The sequence below is a fragment of the Cryobacterium roopkundense genome, from assembly GCF_014200405.1.
GTDB lineage: Bacteria > Actinomycetota > Actinomycetes > Actinomycetales > Microbacteriaceae > Cryobacterium > Cryobacterium roopkundense.
On record NZ_JACHBQ010000001.1, the window covers coordinates 1,118,660 to 1,136,868 of the forward strand.

At 63.6% G+C, this 18,209-nt stretch carries 19 protein-coding genes; 6 read left to right on the plus strand and 13 right to left on the minus strand.

All coding sequences use genetic code 11. From position 1 onward, the window contains the following. Positions 1 to 308 precede the first annotated feature (308 nt). The 3 genes from BJ997_RS05235 to BJ997_RS05245 form a co-directional block, all read right to left on the minus strand. Positions 309 to 1,708, minus strand: a protein-coding gene (locus BJ997_RS05235) for an IS3 family transposase (RefSeq protein WP_152602147.1) whose coding sequence is annotated in 2 segments (ribosomal slippage) — positions 309 to 1,387 and positions 1,387 to 1,708 — 1,401 coding nt in all. Because the reading frame shifts where the segments join, the coding sequence is not laid out codon by codon here. Between the two features lie 229 nt (positions 1,709 to 1,937). Next, complete coding sequence (locus BJ997_RS05240) at positions 1,938 to 3,371, minus strand: MFS transporter (RefSeq protein ID WP_052542162.1); 1,434 nt, start codon at positions 3,369 to 3,371, stop codon at positions 1,938 to 1,940. Between the two features lie 107 nt (positions 3,372 to 3,478). Continuing rightward, positions 3,479 to 4,048, minus strand: coding sequence for a TetR/AcrR family transcriptional regulator (locus BJ997_RS05245; RefSeq protein WP_035836314.1), 570 nt, complete (start codon positions 4,046 to 4,048; stop codon positions 3,479 to 3,481). Positions 4,049 to 4,149: 101 nt separating this feature from the next. Between BJ997_RS05245 and BJ997_RS05250 the strand changes: the two genes are divergently transcribed. Further along, positions 4,150 to 5,304: an SGNH/GDSL hydrolase family protein gene (locus tag BJ997_RS05250; protein WP_035836315.1), complete on the plus strand. Its 1,155-nt coding sequence runs from the start codon at positions 4,150 to 4,152 to the stop codon at positions 5,302 to 5,304. 293 nt (positions 5,305 to 5,597) lie between these two features. Here the strand turns inward: BJ997_RS05250 and BJ997_RS21900 are convergent, their stop codons facing one another. Together BJ997_RS21900 and BJ997_RS05260 are read right to left on the minus strand one after the other, a co-directional pair. Beyond that, positions 5,598 to 5,885: a CPBP family intramembrane glutamic endopeptidase gene (locus BJ997_RS21900; protein ID WP_035836316.1), complete on the minus strand. Its 288-nt coding sequence runs from the start codon at positions 5,883 to 5,885 to the stop codon at positions 5,598 to 5,600. 62 nt (positions 5,886 to 5,947) lie between these two features. After that, positions 5,948 to 6,355 carry a RidA family protein gene (locus tag BJ997_RS05260; protein WP_035836317.1) on the minus strand — a complete coding sequence of 136 codons (408 nt, stop codon included), beginning with the start codon at positions 6,353 to 6,355 and terminating at the stop codon, positions 5,948 to 5,950. Positions 6,356 to 6,434: 79 nt separating this feature from the next. On the opposite strand from BJ997_RS05260, the gene BJ997_RS05265 reads away from it, so the two are divergent. Beyond that, positions 6,435 to 6,815 (plus strand): winged helix-turn-helix transcriptional regulator, encoded by a 381-nt coding sequence (locus BJ997_RS05265; RefSeq protein ID WP_035836318.1) that lies wholly within the window; start codon positions 6,435 to 6,437, stop codon positions 6,813 to 6,815. A gap of 153 nt (positions 6,816 to 6,968) precedes the next feature. Here the strand turns inward: BJ997_RS05265 and BJ997_RS05270 are convergent, their stop codons facing one another. Both BJ997_RS05270 and BJ997_RS05275 read right to left on the minus strand, forming a co-directional pair. Further along, on the minus strand, positions 6,969 to 7,964 hold the full coding sequence (locus BJ997_RS05270; protein WP_201771705.1) for a CPBP family intramembrane glutamic endopeptidase: 996 nt from the start codon (positions 7,962 to 7,964) through the stop codon (positions 6,969 to 6,971). Between the two features lie 26 nt (positions 7,965 to 7,990). Continuing rightward, positions 7,991 to 8,599 (minus strand): DUF3887 domain-containing protein, encoded by a 609-nt coding sequence (locus tag BJ997_RS05275; protein ID WP_052542163.1) that lies wholly within the window; start codon positions 8,597 to 8,599, stop codon positions 7,991 to 7,993. Between the two features lie 124 nt (positions 8,600 to 8,723). Here BJ997_RS05275 and BJ997_RS05280 point away from each other — a divergent pair, with 124 nt between their 5' ends. Further along, positions 8,724 to 9,758 (plus strand): DUF418 domain-containing protein, encoded by a 1,035-nt coding sequence (locus BJ997_RS05280; protein WP_052542164.1) that lies wholly within the window; start codon positions 8,724 to 8,726, stop codon positions 9,756 to 9,758. Here the strand turns inward: BJ997_RS05280 and BJ997_RS05285 are convergent. Beyond that, positions 9,755 to 10,954, minus strand: a complete 1,200-nt coding sequence (locus BJ997_RS05285) for an MFS transporter (protein ID WP_236628922.1) — start codon at positions 10,952 to 10,954, stop codon at positions 9,755 to 9,757. The genes BJ997_RS05280 and BJ997_RS05285 overlap by 4 nt on opposite strands. Positions 10,955 to 11,057: 103 nt before the next feature. Here BJ997_RS05285 and BJ997_RS05290 point away from each other — a divergent pair, with 103 nt between their 5' ends. Next, complete coding sequence (locus BJ997_RS05290) at positions 11,058 to 11,654, plus strand: TetR/AcrR family transcriptional regulator (RefSeq protein WP_236628923.1); 597 nt, start codon at positions 11,058 to 11,060, stop codon at positions 11,652 to 11,654. An 80-nt stretch (positions 11,655 to 11,734) separates the two neighbouring features. Here BJ997_RS05290 and BJ997_RS05295 read toward each other — a convergent pair whose 3' ends face one another. The 4 genes from BJ997_RS05295 to BJ997_RS05310 all read right to left on the minus strand — a co-directional run bounded on the left by BJ997_RS05295 (position 11,735) and on the right by BJ997_RS05310 (position 15,524). Then, on the minus strand, positions 11,735 to 12,913 hold the full coding sequence (locus BJ997_RS05295; protein WP_084141170.1) for an AI-2E family transporter: 1,179 nt from the start codon (positions 12,911 to 12,913) through the stop codon (positions 11,735 to 11,737). A 65-nt stretch (positions 12,914 to 12,978) separates the two neighbouring features. After that, positions 12,979 to 13,713 (minus strand): helix-turn-helix domain-containing protein, encoded by a 735-nt coding sequence (locus BJ997_RS05300; RefSeq protein WP_052542165.1) that lies wholly within the window; start codon positions 13,711 to 13,713, stop codon positions 12,979 to 12,981. A 102-nt stretch (positions 13,714 to 13,815) separates the two neighbouring features. Continuing rightward, positions 13,816 to 14,631: an ABC transporter permease gene (locus BJ997_RS05305; protein ID WP_152602149.1), complete on the minus strand. Its 816-nt coding sequence runs from the start codon at positions 14,629 to 14,631 to the stop codon at positions 13,816 to 13,818. Further along, complete coding sequence (locus BJ997_RS05310) at positions 14,628 to 15,524, minus strand: ABC transporter ATP-binding protein (protein ID WP_035836320.1); 897 nt, start codon at positions 15,522 to 15,524, stop codon at positions 14,628 to 14,630. The genes BJ997_RS05305 and BJ997_RS05310 overlap by 4 nt, the downstream gene beginning before the upstream one ends. Positions 15,525 to 15,654: 130 nt before the next feature. On the opposite strand from BJ997_RS05310, the gene BJ997_RS21365 reads away from it, so the two are divergent. Next, positions 15,655 to 16,965 (plus strand): sensor histidine kinase, encoded by a 1,311-nt coding sequence (locus tag BJ997_RS21365; RefSeq protein WP_160175861.1) that lies wholly within the window; start codon positions 15,655 to 15,657, stop codon positions 16,963 to 16,965. Further along, positions 16,962 to 17,618: a response regulator transcription factor gene (locus BJ997_RS05320; protein ID WP_236628924.1), complete on the plus strand. Its 657-nt coding sequence runs from the start codon at positions 16,962 to 16,964 to the stop codon at positions 17,616 to 17,618. The genes BJ997_RS21365 and BJ997_RS05320 overlap by 4 nt, the downstream gene beginning before the upstream one ends. Before the next feature lie 16 nt (positions 17,619 to 17,634). On the opposite strand, the gene BJ997_RS05325 is transcribed toward BJ997_RS05320, so the two are convergent. After that, entirely contained in the window at positions 17,635 to 18,126 is a 492-nt protein-coding gene (locus tag BJ997_RS05325) for a MarR family winged helix-turn-helix transcriptional regulator (RefSeq protein ID WP_035836322.1), read from the minus strand. Positions 18,127 to 18,209: the final 83 nt, after the last annotated feature.

Sequence of the window (18,209 nt, forward strand, 5' to 3'; positions counted from 1 at the left end):
GGTCTCCTCTCTCACGAGTACACACCTTGTGCTTACAACACGGTCAAGCAAAGAATCTTGCCGCCGGCGGAACACATCGCCCTTCCCTCGGTCGCTTTCCCACGTGGAGCGGTCGGCAGACAGCGGTGAATGGTCACAAGTAGCGGTCCACGGTGACGTGTTGGATGGATGACTGTGCGATCTCTCTCCAGCGCACCGCACTATGTACATCGGTCGCTGCAATCTGGTCAGCCATTGCGTGCAGGCAGCGACGGACGCGTCGGCCTGGCGCCGCGGAATTTGTCAAGGTGAATGAGGCCAGTGGGAGTTTAGGCGGCTAGTTCGAGCCCTTCATTCTCGAGGGGTTTGGCGGCTGGTTTGTTGATCCATGCCGTCGCGGGAATGGACAGGATCTTTGGTGCCTGGGTCGTGCTGAATCGCTCTGGGAAGCGTGCGCGTGCCGCGTCCAGCGTCGCCGCCCGTGCCACGGCCTTCGCCTCGGCGAGGCCGTAGTGAACGTCGGCTGGCGTGTTGAGGCCGATCCCGGAATGGCGATGTTCGTGGTTGTAGCCGTCGACGAATGAGGCCATGAACGTCTTCGCGTCGGCGAGGGAGCCGAAGCGTTCGGGGAACGTCGGTGCGAATTTCAGGGTCTTGAACCACGCCTCGCTGTAGGGATTATCGTTACTCACCCGAGGCCTCGAGTGCGACCTGGTGACCTCCAGATCAGACAACAGCGCGGCGACGGTCTTGGACGTCATCGACGTGCCGCGGTCGGCGTGAACGACCTGCGGGACGCCGTGAATGCCGAAGATCTCCTTCATCATCTCCACCGCCAGCTCTCCCGATTCCGACGCGTGAACATACGCGCCGACGATGTAGCGGGAGTAGATATCGATCATCACGTAAGCATCGAAGTACTTGCCCTTGATCGGGCCGGCAAGTTTCGTAATATCCCAGCTGAGCACCTGGCCAGGTCCCGTGGCCGTCAGTTCCGGGATCGCCCGGGCCGGGTGGCGTGCCAGGCGGCGGCGGTCCTTGACCTGCTGGTTCTCGTTCAACACCCGATACATCGTTGATATTGAGCACAAGTAGGTGTCTGCGTCGAGTAGCTGGGCGTAGATCTGGATCGGTGGCAGGTCAACGAACGACTTCGAGTTGACGACGTCGAGGATCTCCCGGCGGCCCTCGTCGCCGATCTTGTTCGCCGGGACCTGAGCCGGTCCGGGCACCGAGATGCGTCGTTTGCGCGTGGCGGTTGCTCGAGGGATCCCGACTAGGTCGGCCGCGACGCGAGTCGAGATGCCTCGGCTGGCCAGTTCGCGGTACGCGGTCATTACGGCTTCGTGTGCGGTGTTTCGTCCCGCGAGCTCTTCGAAAGACTTTCGAGTAGCTCGTGCATTTTTGACATGATCTCCAACGCCACCCCCGTCGTTTCCAGGCGCTGCTCGGTCTTGCTCAACTGGCGACGCAACCGGGCAATTTCAGCTTGCTCCGGAGTCAACCGGCCAATCTTTTCCCCGGGCTTCTTTCCCGCGAGGACACCGGCGTCACGCAGCTTTCGCCACTCCGTGATCTGCGAGGAGTAGAGCCCTTCGGTGCGCAGATACGCGCCGCCCTCGTTGTTCTTAATGGCCGTGTCGTACGCGGCGAGGTAGGCAAGCTTCTGCGCTGGGCTGAACGACCTTCTCGAGGTCGGGCCACCAGCTCGGGGTCCGGGACTACTCATATGACTATCGTCGCGCACTGCGCTCAAAGACGGACTGGACATGGTGATGATTCCTGATTCTCGCCCTACGTCAAACGGCGGACTTGCTCTGAGGTACTGGCCTCACCCAACCCTGACACGTAGGGCCGCAGCGCCGTTTTGAATGCCCGCCACGTTGTGGCGGAGGTAGTATTCATCGCTACCCGAACGAGACGCCCGTCGAGACCTCGGTTCGAATCCTCGCGCTAACCTAGCGTGTGGTTTTCACACCGAGGCCATCCGTCGGGATCTTGGGACGTGGAATGAAGGCGGCGATGACGATGCAGACGACCGCCGCTGCCAGTCCCAGGGTAAGGGCGAGCATGAACCCTGACTCCGTTGGGCCGGTGTTGCTGCCGCCGGTCATTGCGGACTGTGCCAGCACGGCTCCGACTACGGCAGCTGCGACGCTCGTGCCCAACGATCGCATGAGCGCGTTGAGCCCGTTGGCGGCTCCGGTCTCGCTCGCGGGAACGGCCTGCATGATGAGGGCCGGCATCGCGGCGTATCCGAGACCGATCCCCACGCCAACGAGAGTGTTGACGATGAGGATCTGCCAGAGAGTCGCGTGGAAGAGTAAGGCGCCCCCGTAGCTGATCGCGATGACCACGGCTCCGGCGATCAGCAACGGCTTCGGGCCATGTACTCGCTGAATGCGCCCGGCGACGGGTGCCATCGCCATCATCGCAAGGCCCGAAGGAGCGAGCACGAGTGCGGCAGCGAGCAGAGAAAGTCCGAGTCCGATTCCTGTAGTGGTTGGCAGCGCGAGCAGCTGCGGGAAGACGATGTTAGAGGCGAACAAGGCAAACCCCATGGCAATGGACGCGAGGTTGGTGAGCAACACCGGTCCGCGTGCGGTTACCCGGAGGTCGACAAGAGGGTCGGTGGTACGGAGCTCGAAAACGCCCCAGGCACAGAGCACAACGATGCCGCCGATGAGCAGGGTGAGGGTCCGCGGGTCGCCCCAGCCCCATTCTCCGCCGCGAGACACGGCGATGAGGGATCCGACCAGTCCGACCGTGAGGCCGGCTATTCCGATGATGTCGAGCCTGCCGGCTGTGCGGGACGTGTTGGCAGGCACGAGGACGGCATACAGAACCAGGCAAATCGCGGTCAGAGCCGCGGCGATCCAGGACAGGGCATGCCAATCGAGGTTGTCGGCGACCAGTGCGCTGATGGGGAGGCCGAGCGCTCCGCCGACCCCGAGGGTCGCGCTGACGAGTGCGATGGCCGAGCCGAGGCGACGCGGGGGTAAGACGTCTCGAAGGATGGCGATTCCTAGCGGGATGACGCCGGCAGCCGTTCCCTGGAGTACTCGGGCGATGATCATCGGGGGGAGGGTGTCGGACAGCGCTGCGAGGATCGCTCCGAGGAGCTGGAGCACGAGCAACACCATTGCGATGCGTCGTTTGCCATATATGTCGCCGAGTCGACCGGCGATGGGACTGCTGATCGCGGCAGCGACCAGGGTGGCGGTGATGACCCACGCGGTGCCTTCGCTCGTGGCGTTGAGCAGCTGGGGCAGCCGGGGCTGCAGGGGGATCAGGATCGTTTGCATGAACGCAGCGCTCACGCCCGCCAGCGCAAGGGTGGCCACCACGAGATTGGGATTGGCGGTGCGCGTCAGTAACGTTCGGTCTGTCATTGTCTGAGTCCTTTTAGATGAGTGCGCGCGAGCGCGCCAAAGAGGTCGCCGTGCCAATCGGTCGTGACGATCGTGGCCGGCGATGGAAAGTAGAGACTAAGCGGGTGTCAGCTGGATGGCCAGTTGCTCAGCGTGGTGTGCAGCGCGTCGAGGACGCGCTCCCACGATGCGCTGGAGGATCGAGCGCCACGGCTGAAGCCTCCGCCGCGTTCAAGGAGAACGAAGCCGTGAAAGGTTGCGTGCAGCAGTCGCACCGCATCCGTCTCATCGGGTTCGTTCAACGCGTAGCCGCGCAGGATCGCCCTGGTCATGGCCGCATGGCGTGCGGCGGCGCTATGCTCGGCGACATCGGGCTCCAACGTCATTTGTGTCGCGGCGTACCGGCCGGGATGACGCGTGGCGTACGCGCGGTACGCGTTGGCGAAGGCGATGAGTGCGTCGTGTCCCGCGCGCCCGGCAAGGGCCGCGCCGACCTGGTCAGCGAGTTCGGCCAAGGAGAGCACCGCCACACCGGACCGCAGTTCGTGCAGGCTGCGGACGTGCGCGTACAGGCTGGCGTCTTTGACCTCGAAGAGCCGCGCGACAGCGGACATCGACACACTCTCGAAGCCGTCCTTGTCAGCTAGGTCGGCAGCGGCGTCGATGATGCGGGCGGGCGTGAGTCCTGCACGAGCCATGAGTTAACCTTTCTCTTTTCCTAGGACCATACTAGAGTTACCTAGGAGTCCTAGGCAACTGGTTGTCAAACCGTTTGCGCAAACCATCAGGAAAGGTAGTCATGACCGAGTGGATTACGACCGAGATAGATGAGGACCTGGTGCACGGTGCTGTGGAACTCGAGCGCACCCCCGGAGGTGTGCTGCCCCATCGGCTTCCCTCGTGGGCGCGCCGTCAGTTCGCTGATGAGTACCTTGCGCGCGTGGAAAGCCAGCCGTCGGGTGTTCGCCTGATCTTCCGAACGCGCGCCACGGCAATCGAGCTGGACCTGATGTCGACGCGAACAGCGTTCAAGGGCGGCCCAGTCCCGGCGGATGGAAAGCTCGACCTGTATGTGGACGGACTGCTCGTAGCTCAGTGGGCCGTGCGTGCGGGCATTCTTCACGTCGTCGACATGATGACGCAGGAAACTGACACCCAGACCAGACCATCATCGACGTCCACGTTCCGGGGATTGCCGGCATCGGACAAGGAAGTGCAGATCTGGTTGCCGCAGTCGGAGACGACGGAAATACTCGAACTGCGAAGTGACGCCCCTATTCTCAGCGGGTTGGGCCGCCCTCGACGCGCCTGGCTGCACCATGGAAGCTCGATCAGCCACGGGTCGACTGCCGAGAGTCCCAGCGCCACCTGGCCGGCGATCGCATCGACGATGGCCGATACGGACCTGATCAACCTGGGATTCAGCGGCAACGCGCTGCTCGACCCGTTCGTCGCTCGCACAATGCGAGACACAGCCGCCGATGTGATCAGCATCAAGATAGGAATCAACCTGACGAACACAGACATTATGCGAGTACGTGCCTTCGTGCCGGCCGTCCATGGATTCCTCGACACGATCCGCGACGGGCATCCGACCATTCCACTCCTAGTGGTCTCTCCGATCTTCTGTCCGATGCAGGAGGACACGCCAGGACCCATTGCTCCGGACTTCAGCGGTGGACAGCTCACCTTTCATGCCACAGGGGATCCCGCTGACCCTACGCGTTTGACGCTGACAATGATCCGCAGCCTCCTGGCGCAGGTCGTGGCTGAACGCGCAGTCGACGATCCGAATCTGCACTACTTGGATGGCCGTGAGCTGTTCGGGGAACAAGACAGTGTCGAAACGCCTCTTCCGGACGGGCTTCACCCGAATCCAGCCGGGCACCGCAGAATCGGCGACCGCTTCGGTGAGTACGTCTTCGGAAACGCGGGTGTGTTCGCGGACCGGTAGCGACTCGGATCAGGTCGGCCGGCCTCTCATGCTCGTGGGGTGGATTCCCTTGCCGACCCGGACATCGACATGTGCGCGGCGCGCTCGGTCACGGTCAGTGCCCTTCCTCCCAGTTTCATGGTTGCTAGCAGGACCGAGCGACTACACCTGCCCGGCCTGTCCGGACGAGACCACCGATCATTTGCATCGGCGATGATCGATCAACACGTCGATCGAGAATCCGATCTTCGCTTTGACCTTCTTTAGCGCGTTCTTCGTCCCCAGGAGGATCTCGGCCGTGGTCTTGGGGCTCGCTACGCATCGGTTGGCCGCGCGGGCCAGCCTCTGGCTGCGGCTGCGGCTGCGGCTGCGGCTGCGGCTGCAAGCGCTGCGACACCGTTGAGGCCGAGCCAGCCGGGCGCGTCGGGGTAGTTGCAGCCGAGGAGGATCATCGGTGCGTGCCCGAGTCCCCAGGTGACGCCCGGCAACACAACCGCCGGTACCGTTCCGAGCGGCATGAGCTTCGGGAGAAGCCAGCCTCGCCAGCCGAGTTCCTCTCCGAGTGCCGGAAGCAGGTTGAGGAACGCCGCCACGGGGAGCATGAGCAATAGTGCTCTTCGGCCATAGCGCCTTGCGATGGGGCAGCCATGCCTCAGTCGCCGGCTTAGTCGAACACGGCGTACGCCTCGACTTCGACGAGCACGTCGGCTTCGAACAAGATCTCAACGCCGATGAGTGACGCCGGTGGCATCGGCTGCGATAGACCGACTTCCCGGGCTACAAGGTCGACGCCTGCCATGAAGTCGCCCATCTTCTCGGGCGACCACTGGGTAACGAAGAACCGCAGGCGCACGACGTCGGCAAAGGTCGCCCCCGCGCTGGCGAGCCCACGGGCGGTATTGCGCAGCGCTTGGGCAACCTGCCTGGCGAGGTCGTCGGGCAGATGGTCAGTGTCGGCGTCGCGGCCAATTTGGCCAGCGACATGCACATGGCGGCTGCCCGTGGCAACGGAGACGTGGGCATAAGGAACGGGCTGGATCATGCCTTCGGGGGATAGCAGCAGAACGGTCATAGGTAGTCCTCAATTCGAATCGAGTCGGTACCCTATGTCTACCTAGTGCACGAAGGGAACTTCAACGAGACTAAGTGTCATGAACGACACCTCCCACCCCGACGCGGGCCTGCTCCAGGTCAATGCACCGCACCGCGAACTCCTCGATCAGGTTCTCGACAAGTGGTCGATACAGGTGCTCGATGTGCTGTGTGGCCGCCCCATGCGTTTCAACGAACTGCGCCGCGAGATCCGCGTCGTCGGTCAGAAGTCACTCACCACGACCCTTCGACGACTCGAGCGCAACGGTATGGTCGAACGCGTCGTGATCGCTACCCGGCCCTTCGGCGTCGAGTACCGAATTGCCCCGATTGGCGATACGCTCAATGAGCTCATCGACGCGCTCCTGCGCTGGACGACGGCGAACATGCCTGAGGTGGAGCGGGCACGGGCACGATTCGACGACGTGGATGAGACGTGACAACGAGTCTCTGGAATCGCTCAAGCTGACTGAGGGGGCCGATCGTCCAGTCGGGAGTTGCCTCCGGCAAGTCGCAGGATGGTCGCGGCTGCGGTCGCACAACGCATGCCGGTGCACCGGTCACACGCTGCGGTCGCTCGTTTTCGATTCCCGTTAGCGCGAGCGGGGGACTGCCTCGTCGATTGCTGCCGGCTCCGCTTCGGCCGCGGTCCGCGCGGTCGGGGGGCGGCGGAATTGACCGGTGGCGACGAGGACGATGACGAGTGCGAGCGGGACGATCCATCCGCTCCATCCCAGGGGGGTCGCCTGCGTGGTGTCGATGTGTTCTCCCGCCATGGAGAAGATCAGGATGGTGCCGGCGGCCCCGTTGAACGCTGCGTGTGCAAGGGCCGCGGGCCACACAGAGTTGGAGCGAAGTCGCAGCCAGCCGAAGACCGCGCCAACGAGGATGCACAAGCCGACCATCATGGTGAGTCCGAGCCAGCCCGGCGCGTCGGGGTAGTTGTAGCCGAGGAGGATCATCGGTGCGTGCCAGAGTCCCCAGATGACGCCCGAGATCACAATCGCCGGTACCGTTCCGAGCGGCATGAGCTTCGGGAGAAGCCAGCCTCGCCAGCCGAGTTCCTCTCCGAGTGCCGGAACCAGGTTGAGGAACGCCGCCACGGGGAGCATGAGCAGCTGGATGGCGACGAGCATGCCGAGATCAATCGTCAACTCGCCCGACCCCGCAGCTTGTGCCCGTTGGGCGAGGTCCTGCTCGAATCCCGAGAAGTTCACGAAGTCTGCCGGATACACCCCCAGCAGTGCACCAATTGGGAGCGAGACGAGAACGAGCGCGATTGGCACGAAGATTCCCACGAGGGAGTATTTGACCAGTCGGTGTACGGGCTTCAGCGGCCAGAGCCCGAGCACTCTGGCTTTCTGCCGATCCCGGTCGATGAAGAACACCATGATCAGTGCGGCGATCGCGGGAGTCGCCATGGTCGCGACTGCGACGGTCCCGATCATGCCCGTCGGGCTATCGATTCCGTCGCCGAACCAGAGCGGGAGCGCGATAGCCCACGCGAGCACAAAGGCGATCGACAGGAAGATTGCAATGGACCGGATGTCGCGGCCACTCAGTCGAGAACGTGCTGGGGCGTCAAGCATGGGAGCTCCTCCGGAGGTGTGGTCGCTCACTGCGTCTGATCCGGGAGGATGTGCAGGCCAGTAATGGCCCGGTCGTCACGGAAGGAGATCCGCGCAGTGTAATCGCCCGCCTCCATGGAGAGCGGCGTGTTGGTCACCGTCACATCGCTGGCTCGCGACACGACCGGTTCTCCCTGGCCTTCGAACCCCCCGGACAAGCCCACAATCTGTGACCACGCCGCCGCCAGGGCATCCTCCGACAGCCCGTCACGCATAGCCGGGTCGAATCGCTCGGTGACGAGCTCCCACCGGCCGGCGGCAAGGTCGTGGACGATTGATCGGGCCAATTCGGCGGCGTCGTTGAGGGGTGTGGTGTTCATGGGTTCTCCGGTTCGTGGGTCAATGGGTTTGCCGTAGCGCTGAAAAGCTGCCTGTCTGCTCACACCAAGAGCGTCGCCGATGGTCTGCCACGTAGCGCCGCGCTCACGCGACTGCTGCACGACGGCGCGAACGACATCGTCTGCAGCCGTCTGGATTCGGAGCGAGTACCCGATCGCGCCGGCGAAGTCGTCGCCGTCGGTCAGAACGCGTGCCGCGAGGAATGCGTCTGCGTGCCGCTTGAGGTCTTGCATTGCATGTGTCACGTTGTTTTGCATGTGTAAACCCTAGCTTTACAGCGCTCGTTTTTGCAACAAAAAATATCGCCGGATGGACTCCAGGTTGACTCTGTGCCGAGGACACGGTGTGTTCTCGACTGTCACCTCTTGAAAGGAGACCGACATGCCGCCTCGTCTCACACCCGGCGCAACCCAGCGCTGGGCCGTCATCGACGCACTGAGAGGGTTCGCGCTCTGTGGAATCTTGCTAGTCAATATCCCCGACATCGTGCAGCTCGGATACGGGCTGGAACAAGACAGCGCGCCCGTCGCAGGAAAAGAAGCACTGGAATGGTTGGTCCAAACTCGATTCGTTCCAATTTTCACGTTCCTTTTCGGAATGAGCCTGACTTTCGTGGCGCATGGAGCGCGCCGTGGTGAGCGACGACCGTGGTCGGCACTTGTCGCCCGGTTGATGGCGCTCTTCGTCATCGGGCTTCTGCATTCCCTGATTTATCCCGGAGAGGTGCTGCGTGAGTACGCCGTCATTGGGCTGTTGGTCGTACCGGTCGTGCTTCTCGCCCCACGAACCGTGCAGCTTGTCCTCGGCGTCGTGCTCGTGGTCGCCGCCTATGCCGCAACCGGTGGCGGACTCGCCGCCACACCTGGACTCATGTTGTTGGGGGCCGCTCTGGGCGCCTTTGGTCTCGGCCAAGCGCTTGACACCAGATCGCGGGCAGTGGTGGCGACGTTCGCGATTTCGATGGTGCTGCTAATTCCAGGTCTGCTCTGGCAGGGGACTGCACCCGGTGATCCCCGGTTCTTGACCCCCGGGTCCGTGGCCGGCCTCATTATGGCTTCCATCTACGTAACCGGTCTGTCTTTCCTGTGGAACACCCCCGCGCGAAAGCTTGTGACAGTGCTCTTCGAACCTATTGGGCGGATGTCGCTGAGCAACTACGTGGGAGCATCCGTGATCGTCTTCTCTGTCAGCGCTGTCGTCGACTTCACCACCATGACCACGATCGGGCCCGTTCTCCTGCTGGCGCTCGGCATCCTCGTCATGCAGAACGTCGCCAGCCGCGTGTGGTTGCACTACTTCAGGTACGGGCCCGTCGAATGGATCTGGCGCATGGTCACCTGGCGCGAGCGTATTTCCCTCGGCGCAGCGCCACCGACAACCCCACGCCGGGACGCGGCGGGTGCCGCGGCCGTCTAGCGTGACGGGAAGGCGTGCCTTCGGCCGAAGGCGACTGTCAGGAGAGCGAGCGCCGACAGTGCAATCATCGCAACGGGGAGCGTAGCCGGTCCGCTGTCGTCTACCAGGAGCGCCCCGATCGCTCCTCCGCCGAAGATGGCAAGGTTGAAGGCTGTGGTGAGCATCGCGTTCGCAACGTCGACGCTCTCGCCGGCCGCATCGCCGATCGCCGTCTGAAGCTGTGTCGCGGCGCCGCCGAATGCGACGCCCCACAGGGCGACGGCGAGGATTGTCACGGGGAGCGACGCCGGGAAGGCGAGCAGCAGTGCACCGGCAATGACAAAAGTCGTGGTGCTCGCGAGGGTGAGGCGTCGAAGCGAACGGTCGATGAGGGTGCCCGTAATCCAGATACCGACCAGTGCGGCGGCTCCGAAGGCGAAGAGGGCGACGTCGGGGCGGAGATCGACCCCCACGCCGTCGAGGTAGGGTGCGATGTACGTGTAGAGCAGATTGTGGGAGAGCATCCAGGCGAACACCACTCCGAGTACCACGGCCACGCCCGGGATCACGAGTACACGTCCGAGGGGGAGTCGGGTGTCTGATCGTTGTCCTGGCGCGTTCGGCACGAATGCGAGCACCAAGAGCACGACGACCACCGTGAGTGCGGAGACGCCGGCAAAGGACCACCGCCAGCCCACGATCGAGCCGAGCCAAGCGCCGAGCGGTGTCCCAATCGAGAGCGCGAGCGGGGTGCCGGCCATGGCGATCGCGAGGGCGCGGCCCGCGTGTTCGGGGGCGGCGATGCGGCGCGCGTAGCCCGCCAGCATGCCCCAGATCAGTCCGGAGAACGCCCCGGCAATGAATCGCACAATGAGCGCGGTCACGAGAGTCGGCGCGATCGCTGTGAGGGTGTTCGCGAGCAAGAAGCCGAGCAGTCCGACGACAAGCAGCGGCTTGCGGGATGCGCCCCGCGTCATCGCGATTGTGGGGATGGCCGCGATGACAGTACCGAGTGCATAAGCGGTGACCAGCTGCCCGACGGCGCCGTCGCTGACTTGGAACTCGGCGGCGAGCTGGGGGAGCAGCCCGGCCGGAAGCGTTTCCGTCATGATGATGATGAATCCCGAGAGAGCCATCAGGACGAGAGCGAGGACGGGCAGTCGATTTTTGTGGTCCGACTCTATCGAGGCGGTGGATTCGGGTAGTGAAACGGTCACTGATATCTCTCCTCAATTTATGGAACGAACGTTCCAATAGTGATCAAGAAGTCGTGGTATGTCAAACTGGAACGAACGATCCGAAAGGGCTGAGATGGCACAAATGGGACGACCGAGGGCCTTCGTGGAGCACGAGGTGCTCGACGTTGCAATGCAGGTGTTCTGGCGGCACGGTTATGAGGCGTCGTCGATCGCGGAACTTCGTGCGGCGACCGGTCTCTCAGCCGCGAGCCTCTACGGCGCCTTCGGGTCCAAGGAGGGCCTGTTCCAGCGTGCGATCGAGCACTATATCGCCGGGCCGGGACGGGTCAGCGAACTCGTCGGCGACCTGACACTCGACCCGCTCGATGCGCTCGGCCAGATGCTTCACGGGACTATCACGATGCAGTCCGACCCCGCGCATCCGGGTGGTTGTCTCGTCGCGGTGTCGGCGACCGTTGGCGCGGGCGGAGACGATGACGTCGCGGCCCGAAGAGTCGTCGCCGAACGTCGCGCGGAGGACCGTTCAGGCATCGAGGCGTGCATCCGTCGAGGTGTCGATACCGGTGCGAACCGCGCCGATCTCGATCCTGCGATATCGGCGGTCATGGTGCACTCCTTTGTGCTGGGTGTCTCCACGCAACTGATCGATGGTGTCCCGCCCGCAGCGCTTCATGCCGCTGCCGACCTCCTCCTCAACGGCTTCCATCGTCCGTTCTGACCCCTGGCGCCCGTCTGTCGAGCGGTCGGTGAGTCGTCTCACTAGATTCGCGCCTGCCCGGAGTGCGACGGCCGTGCCAGCTAGCGCAGGAGCACTTTACGCTGAGCCCGCGCCCTCGGGGGTTTTGACGGGGCCTTCCGGGCGACGGAAGCGCCCACCTCGGCTGAAGGCGGCGTTGTCGGACGCCTATCCGGATCGCCCTGGGCATTCCAGATCTTGGCGATGGCCCAGGCGACCGCGGCGATGGGCACCGCCAGCACTGCACCGGTGATCTGGCCCAGGACGGTCCCGGCGGTTAGCGCCACAAGGATGACAAGCGGGTGCAGCTTAAGAGAGTTGCCCATCACGACAGGCTGCAAAAAGGTGCCTTCGAGCTGGTTGACCGCAACCACGATGGCAAGAACGATCAGGGCCACAACCCAGCCGTTGAAGACCAGAGCGACGAGTGCTGCGAGGATTCCGGTCGCTGTTGCGCCGACCAGGGGGATAAATGCCCCGACGAATACCAGCGCGGCCAGCGGGAGCGCAAGCGGCACCTGAAGAATCATGAGGCCGATACCGATGGCTGCAGCATCCACAAACGCGACGATCGCCGTTCCTCGAACGTATCCGCCGAGTACACGCACGGTTGTGCTGCCGACACGCTCGCCTCTGGCACGGCGTTCGTCCTTCAGCGGGCTGATGAAAAACTCCCAGATCTTCGGACCGTCTTTGAGGAAGAAGAAGAGGATGACGATCGCGAGGACACCGCCGGTGGCGAGCTGGCCGGCCACGGAGACCCCTGCGAGCGCACCGGAGCTGAACTGGCTGCTGGTCAGGAAACCGACAACACCGTCGATGGCAGAGTCAATCTGTTCCTGCTCGATCGGCAGCGGACCATTGATGAGGAACCCCTGCAGAGTTTCGATGCCATCGGCAGCGGCAACGACCAGCTCATCGACCTGGTTCTCAACCGCAAGAACGATGAGGGTGCTGACTGTGCCGAAGATGACGATGCCCACGAGCAGCGTGATCCACGTCGCAGCGAGGGAGGAGAGTCCGCGCCCCTTCAAAAACCTCATCACGGGAGAAGCCGCGGAGGCAATGATGAGGGCGGTCAGTACCGGTATGACAACAAGCTGCAACTGGACCAGGCCCCAGACGACTGTTGAAGCGAGCACGATTGCCAGCAGGACCTGGCCGCTGCGCAGTCCGAGCCAGCCGATCCTGTCGGTCAGGAGAGTATTTAGTGATGTCTTGGATGTATCTGAAGCGGTCATGTGATCCTTGTACAGGTCTGAGTTCATGGGGCGGGCCGGTGAACCGGGTCCGTAAACCGGGGCGGTCAGGCGGAAAGGGAGACGCCTTCCTCGGACGCGCCCGTGCGAGCCCGCTGGAGAACGTCTTGCTGGGCAGAGTTGTACAGTTCGCGGAGCGCCTCGGAGATCGTTTGTCGCGCTTCGTGGTCGCGCCGCCATCGACCGGGACGACGATGGCCTGACCACGGGCGGTCGGGGGATCGCCAGTTGGCTCTCGCGGCGACCATTCTGTGGGCCACGCGCTCCCGTGTGGTTTCGTCTGCGTTGCTGTGCAGGCCATCGAACTCGAGCCTGATCGTGTCAGGCTCCGTGAGCACCATCTGCCTCAGTCCGGACACTGATTCCGCTGCGGAAAGCGTCGTGAAGATGTGGACAAGCGCCTGGTCTGCCACAGACAGCCGCGACGCCAAGGCTTCGAAGCCCCTGGGAGTGTGAACGGGTGCATGATCGCGCAGAATCGCCGCCATGTCAGATCGGGCACGATGCAAACGCTCGATCTCCTCCTGCACGCATACGTCGAGTTGCTGCAGGCCACCCAGCACCACGACGCCATCCTCATCTGCGCGCACCTGCGCTAGCGGAACTCCCAGTTCCGCTATGCGCCGCACCTGAATCAGCCGCACGAGATGATGCACTTGGTACTGCTTGTATCCGTTGTCTTTGCGCTCGGGAGCGTCGAGCAGCCCAAGCGAGTGATAGTGCCGAACCGCATTGACCGTCGTTCCCGCGAGATCCGCGAGTTCACGAGTGCTCCACGTCACGAAATCCTCCGTCGTTGAATAAAAAGACCGTCGCTATCCGGCACGTTCGCGCCGGCCCGAGGTCAGCGGCGGCAATCGCCGCCACCGACCCATTGAGGGTTCTTACGGTTCGCGGCGCGCCGTGCGCCACAGACCGATCGAGAGAGGGATTCCGACCCACACCAGGACCGAGACAAGCAGTTTCGCCCAGGCGTCCGCCGTCATCAGCCCGCTCATGAGAGCGCCAAGAGTGCTGGTCATGTCCAGCCACTCAGCAGGTCTCAGCGGCTCGATGGCAAAACTGAGGATCGACCATACCGTCGGCAGACCGAGGTATGCCACGATCGCCACCGGTGTGCTCAAGAACGCAAGCCCGAAGGCGATGCCCTGTGCCACAAGCAAGATGAGCGCAAAGGCGGTACCGAGAATGATCGGCCTATCGATCTCCCACGAGCCACCCGTGTCGAGCCACACGATGCCGATGAGGTTGAACACGGCGGAGACCGCAAGGGTCACAACCATGAGCACCATGCCGAGATAGCTTGCCGAGGCGAGCTTGGCGAGCGCGACACGTGTACGCCGAGGTTCGAGAGTGAACGTCGTGAGCGCCGTGCGGGTGGACCATTCGCTCGTCGACGCCATCACTCCGATCAGTGGCAAAAGCAAGAGCTGGCCGGCGGAAGCGCCCGACACGAAGTTTGTGAAGGACAGGCCGTCGGCTGTGCCCGTGACCAGCGGCAATGTGATCAGACCTGCACTGATCACCGCGATTGTGACAAGCAACCACACCCCGGAGCGAGTGTCTACCTGCTTCCGAAGTTCGACAGACGCGAGGCGCAGAAACGGCACACCTTCCGTCGGGCGGATGCGCCGGCCCTGCGGGAATGGGCTATCTGACGCGACCAACGTCGAATCGTGCCTGATGTCTGGAGTAGTCATGCGGGTACATCCCCTCGCCCGTGCTGGGCGGTCATAGCGAAGAACAGTTCTTCGAGTCCGGCGTTCGAGGCCGGGTGGAGGTCGGTCACGACGATTGCCGCCCCGAGGGCGATCCGACCGACATCGTCCACAGATGCTGAGGTCGACAGCCCGTCCGCAACACGGGTGACATCAAAACCGGCGACGGTTAAGGCTCGGCTGAGTGCGTTATCGTCCAAGCTGCGCACCGACGTGCCTTTCGCGGCGAGCAGCTCGGCAGCGCTTCCTTTGGCGAGCACCCTGCCCCGCCCGATGATGACGAGGTCGTCGGCGACGGCTTCGACCTCGAGCAAGAGGTGGGATGAGAGCAACACAGTGCCGCCCGAGGCAGCGAACGACGTGAGAACGCCCCGCATCCACCGAATTCCCGCGGGATCGAGCCCGTTCGACGGTTCGTCGAGAATCAGCACGGCGGGGTCGCCGAGCAGGGCGTTAGCAAGGCCAAGCCGCTGGCGCATGCCGAGGGAGTAGCCGCGAAGACGCCCAGCCCCCTCCTTCGCCGTCAGTCCCACGATCTCGAGTACGTCGTCGGCTCTGCCCGCCGGCATGCCCATGAGCTGCGCCGAGAGTGCGAGTGATTCTCGGCCAGTGCGACCCGGGTGTTGGGCGCCCGCATCGAGCAGCACACCGACGTGGCGGCCCGGGTTGTCAAGGGAACGGAACGGAACGCCGAGCACGCTGCTGCTACCCGACGTGGGTTTGGCGAGGCCGACGAGCATACGCATCGTCGTCGACTTTCCGGCACCATTGGGGCCGAGGAATCCCGTAATGCGGCCAGGCTCGGCGGAGAACGATACGTCGTCGACCGCCGGCGAGTTTCGGTAGCGCTTGGTGAGATTGGTTGCGGTAATCATGTGTCCAAGAATCGCTCAGTGCGCTCCCACGCAAATCAGCGCATGGTCTCGTCTCCCTCCACCTTTGGGTTGAGGCGGTAGAGCGTTAGGGAGGAACAACTGCGGGATGCAACCACCTACGCTGGAGAACGTGACCAACAGGCAGCGCTCCGGCCCCGCCGCTGTGGCGGCTGGGGTTTTCGCTGCATCCAGCGCGCGCGGAGCGTCGACCCTGGTAGCCGGTGCTCCGCGCCTCGGACCGTGGTCGCGAATCTGGCGGTACCTCGTGGCGGGGGCAATCGGTTTGAGCTTGTGGGGCGCCGTCATCGCGGCGTACAGCGCGCCGAGGGGCATCGAGTTGACCGCCGACGACGTCGCCGTGATTGGCGGCTTCGTCACTCTGGATCTCGTCGCCGGTCTCGTTGCGGTCGCGGTCCTGCCGGCACGCCACCGCCACCCGATGATCGCGTCGGTGGTATCCGTCGGCCTCACGGTGATCTCTAGCTTCGCGGTGGGACCGGCGATGCTTGCCGTCGTGTCGATGAGCACTCGTCGGCGCTGGAAGCCAGCCGTCGCCATTGGCTTCCTCTGGGTCGGGTCCGCGTTGATCAACGAGCTGGTGCTCCGACCACGTGTGCCCGGCACGACCTCGGACCTCGCCTTTACCTGGGCGGGTGGCGGCTTGGCTGTCGCCGTCTACGCTGTCTGTGTGTCGACAGGCTTCTACATCGGTGCGCGGCGTGAACTGCTTGCTTCCCTGCGCGACCGGGTAGAAAACGCCGAACGTGAACAGACCCTTCGTGCACAGTCGGCGCGGGAGTCTGAGCGCACCCGGATCGCACGCGAGATGCACGACGTGCTCGCGCATCGCATCTCGCTCGTGAGCCTGCACGCGGGAGCGCTGAATTACCGAACCGACCTCACCCGCGTTGAGACCGCGGAGGCGGCAACGGTCATACAGAACAACGCACAGCTCGCGTTGACCGAGCTTCGACAGATCCTCGGTGTGCTGCGTTCGAGCGATGGAGATGAGCATGCAGAGCCCCCGCAGCCCACCCTTGCAGAGCTGCCTGCCTTGCTCGCCGACTCCCGGGAGGCCGGGATGGACGTCACCATGAGAGTTGTTGAATTGGATCTGGGTGACGGCCCACGAGGATCGGCGTTCGAAGGGCTTTCCGATTCGGTGTCTCGAACCGCCTACCGAATCGTTCAGGAAGCCCTCACCAATGCTCGTAAGCACGCGGGGAGGGCACCTGTGAATCTTGTACTGGAAAAGCGCGTCGACGAGTTGCTGGTCGTCGTGCGTAACCCGCGCGGGCGAGGGATCGAGACCGAACTTCGTGGCAGCGGCGTCGGGCTCTTGGGCCTGCGGGAGCGCGCCGAGCTTTCCGGCGGCAGTCTCGACTACGGGATCGACCGCGGGGATCGCTTTGTCGTGACGGCGAGGCTGCCGTGGGCGTGACGACACGCGTCGCGATCGTTGATGACGATGCTCTCGTTCGTGCGGGCCTGCGGATGATCCTGGGTGGTGATTCCTCGCTGAGCGTCGTGGGCGAGGCCTCCGACGGTCGTGAAGCGCTCGACATGATCGCGAGAGCGTCTCCGCACGTGGTGCTGATGGACATCCGGATGCCGCTGCTGGATGGCCTCGAGGCCACGAAGGCCTTGACACGCCGTGGCGACCAGGTTCGAATTATCGTGTTGACGACATTTGACACGGACGAGCTTGTCGTCACGGCTCTGCGATACGGCGCGGTCGGCTTTCTGCTGAAAGACACGTCGCCAGGCAATATCGTCGACGCAGTGCGACGTGTGGCCGCGGGGGAGTCGATACTGTCACCGAGCGTCACGGCCCAGCTCATCGCCAAGGTGACGGGCGGCTCGCACGCCGAACGCGAGCGCGCCGTCGTTTTGCTCGAGGGGTTGACCGATCGCGAGCGTGAAGTTGCGATCGCCGTCGGTCGCGGGCTCTCGAACACCGAGATCTCGGTGCAACTCTTCATGGGCGTCGCGACGGTCAAGACGCACATCGGGCACGTCTTCGTGAAGCTGGATGCCACCAACCGCGTCCAGGTCGCTCGCGTGGTGCACGACGCTCAACTCGCGAGCGAGTAAAGGGACGAGCCGCGTTTCACTGGGAGGTGCGTGGGGGCAATACCTTGACGCAATCCTCCCGCAACGGCGTCAGTACGGCCTCGGCGATATCTTCCAGCCCGTGAACTTCTGCTGGCGTCAGGTGTGCGAACACATTGCGGCGCACCTGCGCGCAATACCCGGGCTCCGTCACGGCCACGATATCCGCCCCGGCATCGGTCAATTTGGCCAGGGTCCTGCGAGCGTCGCGGGGATCGCTGCTGCGGGTTATCCATCCTCGCTCCTGCAGTCGGGCCACTATCCGCGATAGATGCGAAGGGGTGACGCTTGCGGTCGCGGCCAAGCGAGTCATGTGGATTTCGCGTTCTTCGCTGAGCGACAGCCATCGCAGGACCTGATACTCCGCGTGACTCAACTTCGCGACGCGCTCCAAGTACGTGTCCAGCTCAGCCGGCAGCCACATCATGACTCCGACAAGCAATGACCAGGTTCGGTCCTCGTGACTGGACAATCGCTCTTCAAAGGCCATGCCTGAATTCTATAACGTTTGCCACGGCAAGCATTCCCGTCTAGTGTTGCTTTCCGTGGCAAGGAAAAACCTTGCTCAGTCGA